Origin of the sequence: Flavobacterium sp. K77 (assembly GCF_021608205.1) — a bacterium.
GTDB classification, from domain to species: Bacteria; Bacteroidota; Bacteroidia; order Flavobacteriales; family Flavobacteriaceae; genus Flavobacterium; species Flavobacterium turcicum.
Window position 1 is genome coordinate 25,915 of record NZ_JAKIHO010000002.1, and the last position, 20,177, is coordinate 46,091.

Annotated in this window: 21 protein-coding genes; 11 read left to right on the forward strand and 10 right to left on the reverse strand. The window is 34.8% G+C overall.

Going from position 1 to position 20,177, the window contains the following annotated elements:
- Positions 1-133 precede the first annotated feature (133 nt).
- The 3 genes from L1S34_RS05735 to trmD form a co-directional block, all read right to left on the reverse strand.
- Positions 134-2,356 (reverse strand): NADP-dependent isocitrate dehydrogenase, encoded by a 2,223-nt coding sequence (locus tag L1S34_RS05735; protein ID WP_236363206.1) that lies wholly within the window; start codon positions 2,354-2,356, stop codon positions 134-136.
- Between the two features lie 267 nt (positions 2,357-2,623).
- Entirely contained in the window at positions 2,624-2,974 is a 351-nt protein-coding gene (gene rplS / locus L1S34_RS05740) for a 50S ribosomal protein L19 (protein WP_166134748.1), read from the reverse strand.
- A gap of 170 nt (positions 2,975-3,144) precedes the next feature.
- Positions 3,145-3,822 (reverse strand): tRNA (guanosine(37)-N1)-methyltransferase TrmD, encoded by a 678-nt coding sequence (trmD, locus tag L1S34_RS05745; RefSeq protein ID WP_236363207.1) that lies wholly within the window; start codon positions 3,820-3,822, stop codon positions 3,145-3,147.
- 369 nt (positions 3,823-4,191) lie between these two features.
- On the opposite strand from trmD, the gene L1S34_RS05750 reads away from it, so the two are divergent.
- The 6 genes from L1S34_RS05750 to L1S34_RS05775 all read left to right on the forward strand — a co-directional run bounded on the left by L1S34_RS05750 (position 4,192) and on the right by L1S34_RS05775 (position 8,878).
- Positions 4,192-4,905: an endonuclease/exonuclease/phosphatase family protein gene (locus L1S34_RS05750; protein WP_236363208.1), complete on the forward strand. Its 714-nt coding sequence runs from the start codon at positions 4,192-4,194 to the stop codon at positions 4,903-4,905.
- A gap of 3 nt (positions 4,906-4,908) precedes the next feature.
- The gene (locus L1S34_RS05755; protein ID WP_236363209.1) at positions 4,909-5,772 is read left to right on the forward strand and encodes a GIY-YIG nuclease family protein; all 864 of its coding nucleotides are present in this window, start codon (positions 4,909-4,911) and stop codon (positions 5,770-5,772) included.
- Between the two features lie 188 nt (positions 5,773-5,960).
- Positions 5,961-6,581: a hypothetical protein gene (locus L1S34_RS05760; RefSeq protein WP_236363210.1), complete on the forward strand. Its 621-nt coding sequence runs from the start codon at positions 5,961-5,963 to the stop codon at positions 6,579-6,581.
- 96 nt (positions 6,582-6,677) lie between these two features.
- Positions 6,678-7,292, forward strand: coding sequence for a hypothetical protein (locus L1S34_RS05765; RefSeq protein ID WP_236363211.1), 615 nt, complete (start codon positions 6,678-6,680; stop codon positions 7,290-7,292).
- Positions 7,293-7,430: 138 nt separating this feature from the next.
- Entirely contained in the window at positions 7,431-7,793 is a 363-nt protein-coding gene (locus L1S34_RS05770; RefSeq protein ID WP_236363212.1) for an iron chaperone, read from the forward strand.
- A 152-nt stretch (positions 7,794-7,945) separates the two neighbouring features.
- Positions 7,946-8,878 (forward strand): peptidylprolyl isomerase, encoded by a 933-nt coding sequence (locus L1S34_RS05775; protein ID WP_236363213.1) that lies wholly within the window; start codon positions 7,946-7,948, stop codon positions 8,876-8,878.
- Between the two features lie 109 nt (positions 8,879-8,987).
- Here the strand turns inward: L1S34_RS05775 and L1S34_RS05780 are convergent, their stop codons facing one another.
- Positions 8,988-9,866 (reverse strand): alpha/beta fold hydrolase, encoded by an 879-nt coding sequence (locus L1S34_RS05780; protein ID WP_370637579.1) that lies wholly within the window; start codon positions 9,864-9,866, stop codon positions 8,988-8,990.
- A 141-nt stretch (positions 9,867-10,007) separates the two neighbouring features.
- On the opposite strand from L1S34_RS05780, the gene L1S34_RS05785 reads away from it, so the two are divergent.
- Complete coding sequence (locus L1S34_RS05785) at positions 10,008-10,346, forward strand: tRNA-binding protein (protein ID WP_236363214.1); 339 nt, start codon at positions 10,008-10,010, stop codon at positions 10,344-10,346.
- A gap of 6 nt (positions 10,347-10,352) precedes the next feature.
- Here L1S34_RS05785 and L1S34_RS05790 read toward each other — a convergent pair whose 3' ends face one another.
- The 3 genes from L1S34_RS05790 to L1S34_RS05800 all read right to left on the reverse strand — a co-directional run bounded on the left by L1S34_RS05790 (position 10,353) and on the right by L1S34_RS05800 (position 13,477).
- Positions 10,353-11,174 carry a sulfurtransferase gene (locus L1S34_RS05790; protein WP_236363215.1) on the reverse strand — a complete coding sequence of 274 codons (822 nt, stop codon included), beginning with the start codon at positions 11,172-11,174 and terminating at the stop codon, positions 10,353-10,355.
- Positions 11,175-11,264: 90 nt separating this feature from the next.
- Positions 11,265-11,645, reverse strand: coding sequence for a PUR family DNA/RNA-binding protein (locus L1S34_RS05795; protein WP_166134790.1), 381 nt, complete (start codon positions 11,643-11,645; stop codon positions 11,265-11,267).
- Positions 11,646-11,716: 71 nt separating this feature from the next.
- Positions 11,717-13,477, reverse strand: coding sequence for an ABC transporter ATP-binding protein (locus tag L1S34_RS05800; RefSeq protein ID WP_236363216.1), 1,761 nt, complete (start codon positions 13,475-13,477; stop codon positions 11,717-11,719).
- Positions 13,478-13,680: 203 nt separating this feature from the next.
- Here L1S34_RS05800 and L1S34_RS05805 point away from each other — a divergent pair, with 203 nt between their 5' ends.
- The 3 genes from L1S34_RS05805 to yajC all read left to right on the forward strand — a co-directional run bounded on the left by L1S34_RS05805 (position 13,681) and on the right by yajC (position 16,176).
- Entirely contained in the window at positions 13,681-14,787 is a 1,107-nt protein-coding gene (locus tag L1S34_RS05805) for a Glu/Leu/Phe/Val family dehydrogenase (RefSeq protein ID WP_166134797.1), read from the forward strand.
- 178 nt (positions 14,788-14,965) lie between these two features.
- A complete protein-coding gene (nusB, locus tag L1S34_RS05810) occupies positions 14,966-15,877 on the forward strand; it encodes a transcription antitermination factor NusB (RefSeq protein ID WP_236363446.1) in 912 nt (303 codons plus the stop codon).
- A gap of 26 nt (positions 15,878-15,903) precedes the next feature.
- The gene (yajC, locus tag L1S34_RS05815; protein WP_236363217.1) at positions 15,904-16,176 is read left to right on the forward strand and encodes a preprotein translocase subunit YajC; all 273 of its coding nucleotides are present in this window, start codon (positions 15,904-15,906) and stop codon (positions 16,174-16,176) included.
- A 73-nt stretch (positions 16,177-16,249) separates the two neighbouring features.
- On the opposite strand, the gene L1S34_RS05820 is transcribed toward yajC, so the two are convergent.
- The 3 genes from L1S34_RS05820 to L1S34_RS05830 form a co-directional block, all read right to left on the reverse strand.
- Positions 16,250-16,741, reverse strand: coding sequence for a hypothetical protein (locus tag L1S34_RS05820; RefSeq protein ID WP_236363218.1), 492 nt, complete (start codon positions 16,739-16,741; stop codon positions 16,250-16,252).
- Positions 16,742-16,948: 207 nt separating this feature from the next.
- A complete protein-coding gene (gene pepT / locus L1S34_RS05825) occupies positions 16,949-18,187 on the reverse strand; it encodes a peptidase T (RefSeq protein ID WP_166134809.1) in 1,239 nt (412 codons plus the stop codon).
- Between the two features lie 157 nt (positions 18,188-18,344).
- Complete coding sequence (locus tag L1S34_RS05830; RefSeq protein WP_236363219.1) at positions 18,345-18,863, reverse strand: hypothetical protein; 519 nt, start codon at positions 18,861-18,863, stop codon at positions 18,345-18,347.
- Between the two features lie 283 nt (positions 18,864-19,146).
- On the opposite strand from L1S34_RS05830, the gene L1S34_RS05835 reads away from it, so the two are divergent.
- On the forward strand, positions 19,147-20,166 hold the full coding sequence (locus L1S34_RS05835; RefSeq protein WP_236363220.1) for a quinone-dependent dihydroorotate dehydrogenase: 1,020 nt from the start codon (positions 19,147-19,149) through the stop codon (positions 20,164-20,166).
- The last annotated feature ends 11 nt before the right edge of the window (positions 20,167-20,177 follow it).

Here is a 20,177-nt window from a genome sequence, read left to right on the forward strand (position 1 = left end):
TTAACGAATTATAAGCTACAAAGAACAAACTTTGTATTCTTAATTTTATTATAACGGATGTTAAGGTATTACTAATAAAAAAAAGACAACTCGGTGAGTTGTCTTTTATAAGTATTCTTAATTGTGCATTTAATTATGCGATTTTTTCGATAATAGCATTGAATGTTGCACTTGGACGCATCGCTTTGCTAGTCAATTCCGGAATTGGGTGGTAATGACCTTTAATTTCTTGCGCTTTTCCTTGTGCTGCAATTAATTCAGTATTAATTGTAGCTTCGTTACTCAAAAGTTCTGCTGCAATTGGAGCAAAAGTCGCTTGTAATTCAGCATCTTTTGATTGTGCTGCAAGAGCTTCAGCCCAGTACATAGCTAAGTAAAATTGTGATCCTCGGTTGTCAATTCCACCTACTTTACGAGCAGGAGATTTATCATTTGCTAAAAATTTCTCAGTAGCAACATCAAGAGCTTCTGCTAATACAATGGCTTTAGTGTTGTTTAAAGTTTGACCTAAGTACTCTAATGAAGCTCCTAGTGCTAAAAATTCTCCCAATGAATCCCAACGCAAATATCCTTCTTCTGTAAATTGCTCAACGTGTTTTGGAGCTGATCCACCTGCACCCGTTTCAAACAATCCACCACCGTTCATTAACGGAACAATAGAAAGCATTTTGGCAGAAGTTCCAACTTCTAAAATTGGGAATAAATCAGTTAGGTAATCACGCAATACGTTTCCAGTAACTGAGATAGTATCTAAACCTTGTACAATTCTTTCCAAAGTAAATTGAGTAGCTTCAACTGGATTCAAGATACGAATATCTAAGCCATTTGTATCAAAATCCTTCAAGTAATGATTTACTTTTACGATCAATTCTCTGTCGTGTGCTCTTTTGTTATCCAACCAGAAAACGGCTGGAGTACTTGATAAACGCGCTCTGTTTACAGCTAGTTTTACCCAGTCTTGAATAGGAGCATCTTTAGCTTGACACATTCTAAAAATATCATTAGTTTGAACAGCTTGCTCCATTAAAACAACGCCATTTGTATCCACAACACGAACGGTTCCGTTAGTTGTAATTTGGAAAGTTTTGTCGTGTGATCCGTATTCTTCTGCCTTTTGAGCCATCAAACCTACGTTAGGAACACTTCCCATGGTAGTTGGGTCAAAAGCACCGTGTTTTTTACAAAAATCAATAGTGGCAGTATACACACCAGCGTAAGAACGGTCTGGAATAAGTGCAACAGTATCTTGTTGTTTTCCTTCTTTGTTGTACATCTGTCCTGAAGTACGAATCATTGCAGGCATAGAGGCATCTACAATTACGTCAGATGGAACGTGTAAGTTGGTAATTCCTTTATCAGAGTTTACCATTGCCAATGCAGGACCATTTTCGATAGCTGCGGTTAATGCGGCTTCTACTTCAGCTTGCAATGGATTTCCAGCAATTTTAGCATAAACATCGCCAAGACCGTTGCGGGTGTCAATGTTTAATTCTTGGAATAAAGTTGCGTATTTTTCGAAAACATCTGCAAAGTAAACCTCTACGATAGCGCCAAAAATGATTGGGTCAGATACCTTCATCATCGTCGCTTTCAAGTGCACTGATAATAGAATGTTTTGTTTTTTAGCATCAGCAATCGTTTGCGCTACAAATGATTTTAATGCATTTACATTCAGTACAGCAGTATCAATGATTTCACCTGCTTTTAATGGTGTACTCGCTTTTAATGTTGTAGTGGTACCATCTTCAGCAACCAATTCGATTTTTACGTCGGTAGGAGTTGCAATGGTTACTGATTTTTCACTTCCGTAAAAATCACCACTTTCCATTGATGCTACGTATGTTTTTGAATCTGCACTCCAAGCGCCCATGCTGTGTGGGTTTGCTTTTGCATAATTTTTAACTGCTTTTGGTGCTCTACGGTCAGAGTTTCCTTCACGTAAAACAGGGTTTACCGCAGATCCTAAAATTTTAGCAAATTTAGTTTTGATAGCCGCTTCTGCATCGTTTTGTGGTTCTTCTGGATAACTAGGAACAGCGTATCCGTGTGCTTGAAGCTCAGCAATAGCAGCTTTCAATTGTGGCACAGAGGCTGATACGTTTGGTAATTTTATGATGTTTGCTTCTGGCGTAGTAGCTAATTGACCTAGTTCAGCCAAAGCATCGTTGGTTTTTTGAGCATCTGTCAAAAACTCAGGGAAGTTGGCAATAATTCTACCGGCTAATGAAATGTCTCTTGTTTCAATTTCGATAGCAGCAGTACCTGTAAAGGCTTGAACGATAGGTAAAAATGAATAAGTGGCCAATAATGGCGCTTCGTCAGTAAGCGTGTAAAAAATCTTTGATTTCTGTGTCATTTTTTTATTTTTATAATCCAATAGCGTTAAAAGTAGCTTATTTAAAGGTTTAGTCTTGAAATAAGGCGCACAAAGATATGAAAATCAGATGTAATTGAGGCCCGAATTACGCGAGAAAAACATGAATTTTCAGATTATAACGTGTTCGTTTTGGATTGTGATATTTACTCTTGCTTTTAGTGTTTGTTTGGTAATGGATTTGCTATAATTAGAGCAAAAAAAAAGTCCCAAAACGAGTTGGGACTTTTATGATTCAAAGAGATAAAACTATCTTCTTTTATCTTTAATTTTTGCTTTCTTACCAGTAAGTTCTCTGAAGTAGAAAATTCTAGCTCTACGAACTGCACCTTTTTTGTTGATTTCAATTTTTTGTAATGCAGGTAAGTTTACAGGGAAAATACGCTCTACACCAACTGAACCAGACATTTTACGGATGGTGAAAGTTTCAGTGTTAGCTGAACCTCTTCTTTGAATAACCACACCTTTAAAGAACTGAGTTCTTGTTTTTTCACCCTCTCTAATTTCGTAGTAAACGGTGATTGTGTCTCCAGCTGCAAAAACTGGGAAATCTTTTCTTGTTACAAACTCGTCTTGAACGAATTTCAATAAATCTGCCATGATTTTATTTTATTATGATTTAATTTAGGTCAACATTCACGGATCTCGCCAGAGGTTAACTTAATGTGGGCGCAAAAGTAAAAAAAAATGTTTAAAGTTTAAAGTTTTTCTTGTTTAAAGTTTCTAAGTTTTTGAATCACAACTTTAAACCTGAAACTTTAAACTAATTTTTACTCCTCCAACAAATCCGGTCTTCTATTTTTAGTATGTTCATAGGCCATATCTTCGCGCCATTGGTCAATTTTGGCAAAATTCCCACTAGTCAAAACCTCTGGAACTTTCCATCCTTTGTAGTCTGCAGGTCGTGTGTAAATAGGTCCCGAAAGTAATCCATCCTGAAAACTATCAGTCAGAGCCGAAGTTTCATCACTCAACACTCCAGGAATCAACCTAATTAAAGCATCTGATAAAACTAAAGCTCCCAATTCACCACCAGATAAAACATAATCGCCAATAGAAATTTCTTTGGTAATGAAATGATCACGCACACGCTGGTCTACACCTTTGTAGTGCCCACACAAAATAATAATGTTTTCATACAATGACATCGTATTCGCCATTTTCTGGTTAAGTGTTTCACCGTCGGGCGACATGTAAATCACCTCGTCATAGGTACGCTCGCTTTTTAAATGCGTAATGCAAGCGTCAATAGGTTGCACCGTCATCACCATTCCAGCGCCGCCACCGTACGGATAATCGTCAACGCTTTTTTGTTTGTTAGTTGTGTAATCGCGCAGGTTATGAAAATGAACCTCCACCAAACCTTTATCAATAGCACGTTTCATAATCGAAGCTTCAAACGGGCTTCGTAACAACTCAGGCAAAACGGTAACAATATCAATGCGCATAATTTTTCTTAAAAAAGGTTCTATGCGACAAAGATACAAAGTTGCTAAGGTTTTCTAATAATCAATTACCCAATTCAACCATTAAACTTTTCTTTAGGAGCTTGATCCAGCTATACGTTACAATCTTATACGCCGAAAGCCGGCGCATAAGGATTTTCACTCCTATCTGGGCTAGGGCATGCGTATTTCAAGATAGTTTTTTTGGTTGCGCAGGTACGAAAACTGTTCTTTTATGTAATTATAGTTTCGTGAATTGTAACTAATTATTTATATATTTGAAGAATAGGATATGATGGCTCTAACGGCTCGTGACTACTGAATATTACATGGTTTGGGGTTCTGACTCCTTTTTTAAAGATAGAATAAATAATGAAAATAGTTACTTGGAATTGTAATGGCGCATTGAGGAATAAGTATGAACAGCTTTCAGACCTTAATGCTGATCTTTACATTATACAAGAATGCGAAAATCCAGAATTAGCAAAACATCAGCTCTATACTGCATGGGCAGGAAATTATTTATGGAAAGGAGACAATAAAAACAAAGGGCTTGGGATTTTTGCGAAAAACAATACATCAATCGAAGCGCTGCACTGGAGTGATACCTACAAAGACCATGAAGTAAAGTACTTTTTGCCTTGCCTTGTGAATAATGATTTTCAATTATTGAGTGTATGGACAAGTCAAAACAAATCACCAAACTTTGGCTACATTGGACAATTATGGAAATATTTAGAGATAAATAAACATAAATTTAATAAAATAGTTGTAGCAGGTGATTTCAATAGCAATTCGATCTGGGATGAATGGGATAGATGGTGGAATCATACTGATGTGGTGCAGGATTTATCAAAAATGGATATCAACAGTTTGTATCATAGCTATTTTAATGAGCAACAAGGGAAAGAATCAAAGCCAACTTTTTATCATCAAAAGAATAAAATAAAACCCTACCACATTGACTATATTTTCGCGTCAAAAGCAATTGAAGAGTGCATGACAAGTTTTGAAGTAGCGACTATTGAAAATTGGTTAAAATATAGCGATCACCTGCCAGTAATTTGTGAACTTAATACTTATTAAATAATGAAATTCGGAAAGACAATAAAAATTTTTCTCATTGACGGAGAACCAAATGGACGAATGAGTTGCGAACTTTCCAACTGGTCAGGAAAAGCATATAAAATTCCAAGAATTAAAATTAAGGATTGTTCAGATCGTGAAGACTTAAAAAGCACAGGAGTGTATTTACTCTTTGGTAAAGATGATACGGGCAGAGACCAAGTGTATATTGGTGAAGCTGAATCAATTTTAAAAAGGCTCAATCAACAATTGACTCAAAAAGATTTTTGGAACGAAGCAATAGTTTTTATTAGCAAGGACGAAAACTTAAACAAGGCACATATAAAATACTTAGAAAATCGCCTTCATGACATTGCTAAATCTGCAAATCGATACACATTAGACAATTCAATAATTCCCACTCAATCTTCAATTTCAGAATCTGATAGAGCCGAAATGGAAGAATTTATCGAATATATTAAAATGCTAGTAAATACACTTGGGCATAAGGTATTCGACGAAAAAAGAGAATTTAAACCTATACAAAAACAAGAGTTATTTTTTATTAAAGCGGCTCGGGGTGCAGACGGACAAGGCGAGCCAACATCAGATGGTTTTGTTGTTTTTAAAAATTCTAAAGCAGCTGCGACAATTGTAAATTCAATGACTCCAAATTTTATCAACTACAGACAAAAACTTATTAATGAAGGTGTACTTGTTTACAGGGAAGAATACCTTGAGTTTTCAGACGACTATATTTTTAGTAGTCCATCGACAGCAGCAGTTATGGTCATGGGACGCAATGCAAATGGATTGACAGAGTGGAAAAATAAAGATGGTAAAACTTTAAAGGAATTTGAAACGACTGACCAAACAGAGAGGTTGTAACTACGGTTGGTAAAAGGAAGTACATCCATCCTCTACATTCACAAATGCGGTTTATTAAACATCGGTTCATTGCAACAAAGTTTATGGTAAAAATCGTCACTTTCTGCAATCTAGAATATGTTATAAAACATTTTCAAACTAAATGACACAATATACAATTTAACATTAATCCTTAAAAAATAGAACTTATGAGAAATCTGATTTTGTCTTTGTTATTTGCCTTGTGCACTCCAATGGCTTTCGCAGCTGAAATTGAAGCAACTGTTGTTTTTGAAAACTTAACAAGTAAGGAGTTAATATTGGGAGAGTTTACGATTATTACTTTAAACAAAACAACTAAAATTACTAAAGCTGAAAGTTTCAAAATCACCTTGCCGGAAGAAGGAAAATACCAATTCAGTTTTGTCTCAAACGACTTTATAGCGTACACTTTTTATCCGGCGAGGATAAATAAAAATAAAAACACAATTACAATTCGGCTTAAAGAAAAAAACGAATTAAAAAATCTTGAAACACGCTCTTTTGCTACTAACTCGGATAGTAAATTAACCATTGAACAAATAGAAAACCGCTTAGCAAAAGGAACTTTAAATTTTATAATGCACGGAATTGATAACACAATACCCGAAGACTATTTAAAATTCAAAGAAAAATATGGTATTGGAGTAATCAAAAAGAATTGTGTTCTTGATCCTTTGTCTTTCAAAAAAGCAACAGAAAATAACCAAATGATTTTCGATTATTTGAACCAAAAATATGGAACGGAATGGTTAAGTGAATTGAACTCAAAACCTTTCGGAGTAAAATAAATATGTTTTTTAGAAGTTTGTAAAAAGTATTGGCTTTGGAGTATGGATAAAAGGCATCGCCAGACAAAACGCTGTTTGCAATATTTAAGAACCAAGATGAAAAGAATAGTAATTTTAGCTCTGCTTTTTTTCAAAGCTTTAATTAGCTTTGGACAAAAGCAACATCTGGAACCCGAAACTTTTTTTGTTGGAGGAGGTTTAGAAAATTATTATCGTAACATAAGTTCTTTGTGTTTTGATGGAATGTCCTCTAATCCGTACGCAAGATTTATCGCTATCCCATCATTTTCAAAAGAATATGCATTTTCAATTGAAAAGGAAAATCAAAATTACTTTTTAATTTCTATTACATTGTCTGAAAGCTATTGGAGAGCAAAAAATAAAGAAAATGTCAAATTTGAAACAAAAAAAAGGAGAGTTGACAAAAAGTTTTATCATAAAATCGGGTATTTATTCCAGTTATTGGCTAAACAGACAAAAAGTTATGAAATAGAGCCCTATTACATCGACGGTGAATCCTTTTACTTTTTGACTACTGACGATACTGGAGCTGTGAAAATTGGAAAAACTTGGTCTCCAGATAAACGTTCGCAAATGGGGCAATTAGTAAAAATATCTCACGATTTATACTTTTATGGCAACGGAAACAAAGTGTCTATCACTGAAATTTGTTCTACAATTGACAATTTAATTGCTGAACTCGAGAAATAAAAAACTACCCAAAACAGTTTTTGGTTAATAGTCTAAAAAAAAATCGGCTTTGATACAGAAAAATAATTTACAAACACAAAATAAATCTTAATTTGGCATTAGCAACATCAAATGCGAATATCATCACGAAAAGAAAACATGAAAACTGATTTTCAATCTGTAGACGAATACCTAAAATCATTTCCTCCAGCTATTCAATTGCTTTTGGAGAATATTCGGTTGATAATTATTAAAAATGCGCCAACAGCTGTTGAAAGTATTTCCTACGGAATGCCTGCTTATAAAACATTCGGTAAACCCTTGGTGTATTTTGCGGGATTCAAAAATCATATCGGCTTTTATGCCACACCAACTGGTCACGCAGCATTTGCTGAAGCTTTGTCAAAATACAAGCAAGGAAAAGGATCTGTGCAGTTTCCGTTAAACCAAACAATTCCTTATGATTTGATAGAAAAAATAGTCCTTTTTAGGGTTGAGGAAAACGAACAAAAATACAAATAAGAATCGCGCTGCTGGTAATTATACTGCAAATCAAATCCAAACTAAAATTGGTTTTAATCGTGGCTTTCTTTGCGGCTTTTTAATCAAATAATCGCCAATTCCCTTTTTAAATTTATTTTCGTAAATTTGCACTTCAATAAAAATCATAAAAAATGGAAAACGGAATATATGCTAAATTCAACACCACAAAAGGTGCTATTTTAGTAAAACTCACACACGATTTAACACCAGGAACGGTAGGTAACTTCGTAGGATTAGCAGAAGGAAATTTAGAAAATAAAATTAAACCACAAGGAGTTAAATTTTATGATGGTTTAAAATTTCACCGCGTTATTCCTGATTTCATGATTCAAGGTGGTTGCCCGTTAGGAACAGGTACTGGAGATCCGGGTTATAAATTTGATGATGAATTTCACCCAAGTTTAAAGCATAACCGTCCAGGAGTTTTGGCTATGGCCAATTCAGGACCTGGAACAAATGGTTCTCAGTTTTACATCACACACGTAAATACAGATTGGTTGGATAACAAACACACTGTATTTGGTCATGTTGTTGAAGGACAAGAAGTTGTTGATGCTGTTGCTCAAGGCGATACGCTAGAGTCAATTGAAATTATTCGCGAAGGTGAAGAGGCTAAAAACTGGAATCCAATTGAGGCTTTTATCACTTTTAAAGGAGAGCGCAACAAAAGAGACGCAGCATTGAAAGCAGAAGCAGAGGCGGCAATGGAAAAGTTAGCTGCTGGTTTTGAAAAAACAGAAAGCGGATTGCGTTACCAATTCATCCAAAAAGGAGACGGAAAACAAGCTGAAAACGGAAAAACAGTTTCTGTTCATTACCAAGGTTCATTAGACAATGGTAAAGTTTTTGATTCATCATACCCAAGAAAAAAACCAATCGAATTTAAATTGGGTCAAGGTCAAGTAATCGAAGGATGGGACGAAGGTATTGCACTTTTAAAAGTAGGTGATAAAGCTCGTTTTGTAATTCCATCTGATTTAGGATACGGTCCAAGAGGTGCAGGAGGAGTTATTCCACCAAATGCTACCCTAATTTTTGATGTAGAATTAATGGATGTAAAATAGTTTGAACTATTTCACTTTACTATAAAATGAAAAACCCAAAACTTAGTTTTGGGTTTTTTTATGGCTCCTATTAATTTAGGACTAATTGGTAAATTGCTTTTTTTCAGTGTTATGAATTTAGAAATGTGACTAAATCATTGTTTAATTTTTCTTTTTCGGTATAAAATAAACCGTGTGGCGCTCCTTCATAAATGATAAATTGGTTATCACTTATCAATTTCGCGGCTATTTCAGATGTGATTGCAATAGGAACCGTTTTATCCTCATTCCCGTGAATAATTAAGGTAGGAACATTTACTGCTGCCATTTCTGATCGAAAATCGGTTGTTGAAAAGGATACGGCACATTGTAAAGTGGCGCGAGGCGAAGCAAAAGAGCACAACATTCTGTAATAATCTAATAATGGGGTGCTAATTGGTTTATTCAAAAAACTTTGTCCGAAAAATGTTTTTCCAAAATTATCCAGAAAATCGATTCGGTCAGCTTTAATTAGTTCCGCCATTCCGTCATATTTTTCTTGAGGGACTCCGTCTGGATTCGTATCCGTTTGTAACTGAAAAGGTGTTACTGATGCAATCAGAACAGCTTTTGAAATTCCTTTTCCGCCATGACGACTGAAATACCGTACGACCTCTCCGCCACCCATCGAAAACCCAACAAGCGCGGCATCACTTAAATCCAAATGTTCAATAATCGCTTTCAAATCATCAGTCAATGTGTCGTAATCATATCCGTCCCAAGGTTGAGACGATTTTCCAAAACCTCTGCGGTCATAGGTAATCACTCTAAAGTTATTTTCTATCAAAGCATCAATTTGGTATTCCCACATTTCATTTGATAAAGGCCAGCCATGAATTAAAATTACAGGTTTTCCTTGCCCATAATCTTTCACATACAACTGTACATTTGGGGCTGTCTCAATATACATATCGATACCAGAATTGTTTTCTTTTCGTTTTGTGCTATCATTCATTTGACTCATTTCCATAATAATTACAATTTAAAAGATGAATTTAGTTTTCGTCTTTTGTAAAGTTAGCTTTGTTCTAAAAAAAAAGTATTACAGAATTAGTTTAATTAGTTGTAAATTTTATAGGTTTGTTATTCAGTATTTTAACAGATTGTAACTATGGAAGAATTAAATTGGAGCGAATTTGAAAGAGTAGAAATGCGTGTAGGCACAATTACCGCAGTAAACGATTTTCCAGAAGCCCGAAAACCGGCTTATCAGTTGACAATTGATTTTGGAAGTGATATTGGAATTAAAAAATCATCTGCGCAAATTACGCAACGATACCAAAAAGAAGATTTATTACACCGACAAATTGTTGCTGTAGTCAATTTTCCCAGGAAACAAATTGGGAAATTTTTTAGCGAATGTTTGGTTTTAGGATCAGTAGGAGCTGAGGGCGATATTGTTTTGCTTGCGCCCGATTTTAAGGTTGAAAATGGATTGCGAATTGGTTAAGTGTTTTTATGCTATTGGTAAATCATTGTTTGAACCCCATTCCGTCCAAGAACCATCATAAATCACATTATTTTTTTGTTGAATAAGTTCAAAAGCAAGCAAGGTAATGCAAGCCGTGATTCCAGAGCCACAACTAAAAATGGCAGGTTTATTAAGTTGTGGTAGCACTTGCTTCAATTCTGGAATTGTTTTGAACTTCCCATTCTTCAGCACGTTTGTGTAAGGAATGTTTATTGATTCGGGAATGTGGCCAGAACGAAGTCCTTTGCGAGTTTCTTGTACTTTTCCTTCAAATCGATTTGCTTCGCGAGCGTCAATGACAATTTCGGTTTTCGTGATTAGATTGGCAAGTATTTCCTCTTTACTACGGACTGCATTCTCGCAGAATTGTGCAGTAAAATCGCCGGGGGCAAATCTCGGATTTTTGGTTTTTGTTTGTGTAGGTAAACCATTTTTTATCCACTCGGGCAAACCGCCGTTTAATATCGCTACTTGTTTTGCTCCCATGATCGAGAACATCCACCAAACTCTGGGACTAAAATAGATTCCTAAACGATCATAAATTACAATCTTACTCGAATTATAAATTCCAAGTGCACGCGCTTCTTTTTCAAAATCATTAGGATGAAGCAGCATATTGGGAAGAGAGCTGTCCTTTTTGCTGAAGTTATTTTTGAGATCAAAAAAACGACTGCCTTCAATTTCTATTTCGGTATGATCAAGCTGTAGCTGTGCCTGATTCTCATTGGCCGTAGCATCAAGTAAAATAAGGTCAGGATCGTGCAAGTGCTCCAAAAGCCACTGTGCACTTACTAAAGGTGTTGTCATGAGTCTTTAAAATAGATTAGTGCGAGAATAAAAAAAGTCCAAAAAAATTGAATTTCTTGGACTTTTTTTGGGTAAGTAAGTAACTGAAAATTAAATATCATCAAAATCTAAATCGGTAAAGTTTGATGTTTGTGGTAATGCATCGTCTTCAAAACGTTCTGTTGCATATTCTTTTTTGAAATCTTTTTGATGTCTTTCTGAAATTACTTCTTCGCCTTTATGGTTTAAAACGTAAGAGGTCATTTCTTCTAAAATCTCTGCAAAGGCAGCAAAATCTTCTTTGTACAAGTAAATTTTGTGTTTTTTAAAATGAAAAGAACCGTCTTCTTCAGTAAATTTTTTACTTTCAGTGATGGTAATGTAGTAATCGTCTGCTTTAGTTGCTCTCACATCAAAGAAATAAGTTCTTCTTCCAGCTCTTAAAACTTTAGAAAAAATCTCCTCTTTTTCTAACATGTCATGTTCTCTCATAATCCTTTCAGTCAATTTATGGTTGTTAACTAGCTTCCAAAAATCTATAAAAAATATGGATTATCCAACATTTACAGCATTTCTTTTTCTGAAAGTTGTTTCAAATACAAGTCGGCATAATAGCCTTCTTCATTTATCAATTGATTATGAGAACCTTGTTGAATGATTTGTCCGTTGTCTACAATCAGAATTCGATCGGCATTTTTGGCAGATGAAATACGGTGACTCACAATGATTGTTGTTTTGTCTTTGCAAATTTGAAACAAGTTGTTTAAAATAGTCTCTTCTGTCTCTGTATCTACCGCAGATAAGCAGTCATCGAAGAGTAAAATAGGTGGGTTTTTAATAATAGCTCTCGCAATCGATACGCGCTGTTTTTGTCCGCCTGAAAGTGTAATTCCACGCTCGCCCAAAACGGTATCGTATTGTTTGTTAAAGCCCATAATGTTGTCATGTACCACGGCGCTCTTGGCTGCATTTTGTACTTCGTCGTCAGTGGCGTTCTCTTTTCCAAACTTAATGTTGTTTTTGATACTATCCGAAAACAGGAACGCATCCTGAGGAACAATACCAATACTGTTTCGTAAGTCGAATAAGTTAACGGTGCTAATTTCATTGCCATCAATAGAAATTTTACCGCTCGTTACATCGTACATTCGTGAAATAAGGGATAAAATGGTCGACTTTCCGGATCCTGTTTTTCCTAAAATCGCCAAGGTTTCTCCTTTTTTAACCGTAAAAGAGATGTTATGCAATGCGGTTATATTCGTGTCTTCGTAGGTGTAGCTCACATTGTCAAAAGCAATGGCGCCTTCGATAATTGATTTTTGAGTCGTATTGTTTTGAATTTCAGGTTCAATTTTTAAAAATTCATTGAGTCGCTTTTGCGAAGCTTCTGCTTCTTGCACCATTGACGATACCCAACCTAATGAGGCTACGGGCCAAGTCAGCATGTTCACGTACAAGATAAATTCCGCAATAATACCAATACTTTTTATTGTTCCATCAATATACATCATCCCGCCGAAATAAATCACCACCAAGTTACTGATGCCGATTAAGGCCAACATTAACGGACCGAATAACGATTGTACTTTTGCTAAACTCAAACTTTTATTTTTACTTTCGGTCGCTAAATCAACCATATTGGCCTGATGTTGTTCCTCGAGTGAATAGGCTTTTATGACACGTATACCTGAAAAAATTTCTTGTGAAAAACTTGATACTTTTGAAAGATACTGCTGGAAAATGGTACTGCGAACGTTGATTTCAGAACTTAATTTAAAAATGGCATAGGACAAAATCGGCAACGGTAACAAGGTGTACAATGTTAAAGTTGGCGAAACGTTGTACATGTACACAATCACAATGGCAAATCTAAAAACGGTATTGATGGTGTACATCACCGCTGGGCCCACGTACATACGTACTTTAGAAACGTCCTCGCTTATGCGGTTCATTAAATCGCCAGTTCGGTTTTGTTTGTAAAAATTCTGAGATAAATTTTCATACTGTCGGAAAACCTCATTTTTCAAATCAAATTCGATATGCCTGGACATTACAATGAGCGTTTGGCGCATCAAAAATGTTAAAAATCCAGCTACAATTGTAGTTGCGATGATTAAGAGAATATTAGAAACTAGCTCCTCATAAATCACGTCTTTGGATACCGTTGTATCTTTGGCGAAAGCCTCAATCGCTTTAAATGATTGACTGATAAGTTTTGGGGTGTATAACATGAAAATTTGGGCAATAATCGTAAAGAGAATTCCCAATAAAAAGCTGTATTTATATTTGACGAAATATTTATTTAAATAACGTAATTCTTTCATTTTTGTTTAAAATTCTGTGTTGAAATGGATTTTATCTTGTGATAAAATGCTTATTTAGTTGATAGTGTTGCTTATTTTTTAAATCTATAATATTGCTGATTTGCTGTTTTTTATATCAAAATGCATGGTTTTTGTATAATTTGTTTACATTTGAAATGTCTTTTTGACAAATTCATAATTTTATCACTATAAAAACTTACACTATGAATGCAGCTTTCACAACTGGAAAGGAACTTCAAAAAATGGATCCGGTATTTGGTCAATTGTCATTTGATGATCACGAACAAATTGTTTTTTGCAATGACAAAGATACGGGTTTAAAAGCAATTATTGGTATTCATAATTCAGTAATGGGACCTGCTTTGGGCGGTACTAGAATGTTTAATTATGCCAATGAGTGGGATGCCTTGAATGATGTTTTGCGCTTGTCAAGAGGAATGACTTTTAAATCAGCAATCACTGGTTTGAATATTGGTGGAGGTAAAGCGGTTATTATCGGTGATGCCAAAACACAAAAAACTCCTGAGTTGATGCGTAAATTTGGAGAGTTTGTACATTCATTAAGCGGACGTTATATCACGGCGGAAGATGTAGGAATGGAAACTGCTGATATGGATTTGGTTAGAGATGTTACTCCTTATGTAACAGGTATTTCTGAGTCACGCGGTGGTGCTGGAAACCCTTCGCCAATTACAGCTTACGGTGTTTACCTGGGAATGAAAGCAGCGGCTAAGCAACAATTTGGATCTGATGTATTGAGTGGTAAAAAAGTATTGGTACAAGGAATTGGCCACGTTGGAGAGTCACTAGTTGATTATTTATCGAAAGAGGGTGCAATAGTTACAATAGCTGATATCAACGAAGAAAAATTAGCTGAGGTTAGTTCAAAATACCAAGCTCAAATTTACCGTGGTGAAGATGTTTACACTGCTGATGTTGATATTTATGCGCCATGTGCAATGGGAGCAACAATCAACAATGATACGGTTTATAAAATTAATGCAAAAGTAATTGCCGGTGCAGCAAACAATCAGTTGGCTGATGAAAATGTTCACGGAGCTATATTGCAAGAAAGAGGAATTTTATACGCACCTGATTTCTTGATTAATGCGGGTGGAATTATCAATGTTTATGCTGAGTTAGCGCACTATGGTAAAGAAGAAATCATGCGTAAAACAGAAAATATTTACAATACAACTTTAGAGATTTTTGATTTTGCAACAGCGAACAACTTGACTACGCATCATGCTGCATTGACTATTGCACAAAACAGAATCAATCAGAGAAAAATTGAAAATAGTACAAAATAGTTTGTTTTTAGTGTTCAGTCGCGGTAATTAGGTTCTGCTGATAACTGCGACTGGGCACTGATTACCTCTAAAATAAGCAAGGATAAATTTTATTTTAAAAAAGGAAATACTTATTTTTGCGCCCTAATTAAAAAGTTCTTATCAGGTGGTAAATAGAAGACACATTCGCGTAAAAGTTATGCAATCCATATATGCGATGCATCAAAGCGGTTCAGATAATTTGGAAAAAGAAGAAAAATTCCTTTTTTACAGTATCGATAATATTCAAGATTTATACCTAATAATGCTTTCTTCCTTGATCGAAATATGTAAAACCGAAGCGGTTTATTTGCATAAATCAAGCCTGAAACATCTCGCAACTCCAGAGGAACGAAAACCAAACGAGAAATTTATTAAAAACAAGATTTTTCAAATTCTAGCTGATAACAATTCCTTAAGTATTGCTCTAGAAAATCGTAAAATCAACAACTGGTCACTTAACGACGATTATATTTTATTGTTATTGAATGAGGTAAAAGCAAGTGAGTTGTACGCCAACTACATGCGTAATTCAGTAAACACTTTTGAAGAAGACCGTCAATTTGTAGCTGACCTTTTTGCTGAAGTAATTGTTCCTAATGAAAAGTTATACGACTACCTTGAAGATGATAAATTAACATGGGTAGATGATATTCCTGTTGTAAACACGCAAATTACCAAGCAATTAAAGGCGATTAAGGACGGTGAAGACGATAATTTTAGAGTTCCTAAATTGTTTAAAGATATCGAAGACCGTGATTTTGGTCGCGATTTGTTTCGCAAAACAGTTTTGAATGAAAAGGATTTGGCCAAAGAATACTTGGATAAAACACCAAATTGGGACAGTGAGCGTATCGCCGAAATTGATACTATTATTTTAAAAATGGCTATTTGCGAATTTTTGAAATTCCCATCAATTCCTGTTAAAGTAACATTGAATGAATATTTAGAAATTGCGAAAGAATATTCTACGCCAAAAAGTAGTATTTTTATCAATGGAATTCTAGATAATTTGGTAAAAGAATTAAATACAAACAAACGAATCGTCAAAGCTGGTCGTGGCTTGATGTAATACAAAAACACAAATACAAAAGCATTATGGAACAATTACAACAGTTTGCACCTTATTTATTAATTTTTGCTGTGCTGTATTTCTTCATGATTATGCCTGCGCAAAAAAGGGCTAAAAATGAAAAAGCATTTGAGAGTAGCTTAAAAGTAGGAGATAAAATTATTACCAAGAGTGGCCTTCACGGTAAAGTTTCAGAGTTAGCAGACACTACTGTAATTATTGAAACAATGTCAGGTAAGTTAAAAATGGAGCGTTCCGCAATTTCAATGGAAATGAGTGCAGCTTTAACAAAAAAATAATAGCTTAGTTTACAAAAAAAAAGTCCCAAATTAGAATTTTAATTTGGGACTTTTTTACGTTTATGAGGAACTTTTATTTTTTATTCTTCTTATTCTTTTTGTTTTTCTTGGCCTTTTTTGATTTGGCTTTCGCTTTTTTAGCTTTAATTTTCGCTTTCGCTTTGGCTTTCTTTGCTTTCTCTTTTTTTGCCTTCTTTGCTTTTTTAGCTTTGGCTTTAGCTTTCTCTTTGGCGTTCGCCTTTGCTATTTTTTTCTTTTCTTTATCCTTCATTTTTACTTTGTTTTTTTTCTTTTCCTTTTTACCCTTTTTGTCTTTTTTCTCCTTACTATCCTCTTCGTTTAACGCTTCTTCAATAGCAGAATTTTTAGCTTCTTCATCTGATGCTGGTTTTTCAATATCAGAGGTTTCACTATCAACAGATGGGTTTTCAGCAGTGGTAGCAGTTGTTGCTGAAGTAGGTGTTTTTTTTGCTGCTGGAGCGCGTCTTGCTCTTACAGGCTTTGGCGACTCAGGTTTTGGTGTAGATTCTGGTTGGAGGTTTGTTTCGTTTTGTTGTGGTGTCATAGAGTAAGTAGTTTATTACTGTTTAGTGTTGATTTTACTTTAATGTTAACAAATTGTTATCTGAACGTTAGTAAATATAATGATTATAATCGTTCTTCAATGTTAAGTTTTCATGTTCTACGTTTCTTTTTTGTCAATATGCTTTACATCAAAAAAAAAGTCTCCAATTATTTTGGAGACTTTAATATTTTGAATTAGATAGTACAGTTATTGTTTTGCTGTTAATTCGGCTATTTTAACAATTACATCGACTGCTTTTTGCATGCTTTCAGCAGGTACGTATTCGTATTTTCCGTGAAAATTATGACCTCCAGCAAAAATATTCGGGCATGGTAATCCTTTGTATGATAATTGAGAGCCATCAGTACCACCGCGAATTGGTTTAATTAATGGTTTAATTTTGAGTTCTTTCATTGCTTTTTCAGCAATATCAACAATATATTTTACAGGAAGTACTTTTTCCTTCATGTTATAATATTGATCTGCGATTTCTGCAATTACAATATCTTCACCAAATTGCTTGGCAAATTTCTTGTTTATTCTGCGAGCGATTTTCTCAATTAGTTCTTTGCGTTTTTCGAATTTTTTCTTGTTGTGATCACGAATAATAAGTTCCAAAACGGTTTCTTCAATAGTCCCGTTCAAATGATGCACATGAAAAAAACCTTCATAACCTTTAGTTTCTTCGGGAGTTTCTCCTGCGGGTAATTGATTGATAAAATCATTAGCAATCAACATCGAATTGATCATTTTGCCTTTAGCATAACCAGGATGCACGCTTTTACCTTTGAAAGTAATTTTTGCTCCAGCAGCATTAAAATTTTCATATTCTAGTTCGCCCACTTGACTGCCGTCCATGGTGTATGCCCAGTCTGCGCCAAATTTTTCAACATCAAAATGATGAGCACCACGACCAATTTCTTCATCTGGTGTAAATCCTACTCTGATAGTTCCGTGTTTGATTTCAGGATTCTGAATTAAAAACTCCATTGCAGATACAATTTCTGTAATTCCAGCTTTGTCATCGGCGCCTAATAAAGTGGTTCCGTCAGTGGTAATTAAAGTTTGTCCTTTGTATTGTAGTAAGTCTTTAAAATAACTTGGCGACAAAATGATGTTTTTTTCGGCGTTTAATACAATGTCTTTTCCGTCATAATTAGGTATAATTTGAGGTTTTACATTGGCGCCAGAAAAATCAGGTGATGTGTCAAAATGCGAAATAAACCCGATAGTAGGCACGTGATGCGAAACATTGCTTGGTAATGTTGCCATGATGTATGCTTTGTCATCGATGGTGACATCGTGCATGCCAATTGATTTTAATTCTTCGACTAATTTGTTGGCTAAATCCCATTGTTTTGGGGTACTTGGTGTAGTAGGTGAGTTCGCATCAGACTCTGTATCTATAATAACGTAACTGATGAAACGGTCTATTATATGTTGCATTTTTGTTGGTTTTTGTGCAAATATAATCTTTTTTTTATGAGGATTTGTAGTCTTTCAGTAGCAAAAAAATATCTTTTATAATGTTCTCTCAGCTGTTTTTAAAAGTGCATCAAGGATATACAAATCAAAAAAAAAACCACCCGAAGGTGGCTTTATATTAAGATCTTAGTTTGCTAAGTTTTTCTTCAGCTTTAGCGAGTTTGGCCTGCAAATCGTTAATTTTTATTTGCTGTTTACTTATTTTGATATTCTCTTTTTCAACTTGAGTTGAGTCGAATTTATTACGAGCTTTCTTTTTTTCTAATTTTTCAGTTTTCGAAATTAAATCTTTTTCAGCTTTTACAATTCGAGTCTTAATTTTATTCACGGATTTCTCAGCAGCAACAATACGATTTTGTTTTCTTTCAAATTGCTTTTTTTCTTTCTCAAATCGTTTTTGCTCTTTTTCTTCTTTTTTAGCTTCGCGCAAAGCATTCTTTTCGTTCTTCAGTTGTTTTTTTAACTCTTTAGCTTCTACTCGTAATGCTTTTTCAGTTGCTGTAGTCGCTTTTTTAATACTGTCATTCGTTGCTAGAATGGTTGCTTTTGAAGGAATACTGTCCGTTTTAACTTCTTGAGCAAAAAATAATTGAATACTAAACAGTAGTACTAAAGTGGTTATGATTTTAATTTTCATGGTGTTTATTTTTAAATGAATTAAACAATTGCATCTTATTTTTAAGATACTTCCTTATAAATAACTATAACTATGCCATTTTTGGCACATGTCAGGTTCTTTAACCACTAATTTACATATTTTTTTGTTTCTATTTGTTTTTCAGAAAGTTATTCCTGCAGTTAAGAAAATTACTGACCGCTGAAGCTAGTTGTTTTAACCATATCCGTGTGTATTTTTTTGTATAGATGGGTAATAATCGGTCAGATAATTCTATTTTTGCTACCACACAACTACCATATTTATGTACAAAATTATCATTCGTCCAATACTTTTTTGGTTTGATCCAGAACAAGTTCATTACTTCACCTTTTCTGCTATTCGCTTTTTATCGAAAATCCCTGCCATTTCATGGTTTTTTAAACAATTGTATACCGTAGAGGATAAACGACTCGAAAGAGAAGTTTTTGGTCTTAAGTTTAAAAATCCTGTCGGTCTTGCTGCGGGATTCGATAAAGATGCCAAATTGTACAAAGAGTTGTCTCATTTTGGATTTGGCTTCATAGAAATTGGGACCCTAACGCCAAAAGCGCAAGATGGTAATCCTAAAAAAAGATTGTTTCGTTTAAAAGAGGATTCAGCAATTATTAATCGAATGGGGTTTAATAATGGTGGAGTAGACGCTGCTGTACTGCGATTGCAACGTAACAATGGAGTTTTAATTGGTGGAAACATTGGTAAAAATAAATTAACGCTTAATGAAGAGGCTACTTCAGATTATGAATATTGTTTTGCCGCACTTTATGACCATGTAGATTATTTTGTGGTAAATGTGAGCTCACCAAACACACCTAATTTGAGAGCATTGCAAGAAAAAGAGCCTCTTACAGCGCTGTTGCAAACGCTTCAAAATCAAAATAAGGCTATGCCCAAGCAGAAACCAATTCTGTTGAAAATAGCACCAGATTTATCAGATGAGCAGCTTTTAGACATTATTGATATTGTTGCCGAGACTCAAATAGCTGGAGTAATTGCAACGAATACCACCATTTCTCGAGAAGGATTACAGTCTGAAAATCAATCTGAAATGGGAGGTTTATCCGGTAAACCATTAACCAAAAGAGCTACAGAAGTAATTCGTTTTTTGAGTGAAAAGAGTAATAAAGCATTCCCTATAATTGGCGTGGGAGGCATTCATACTGTTGAAGATGCTATTGAAAAACTGGAGGCAGGCGCTAGCTTATTGCAATTGTATACTGGCTTTATTTATGAAGGTCCTGCTTTAATCAAAGCCATAAATAAGCAGCTTCTTAAAAATAATTAAGTTTAAAAAAT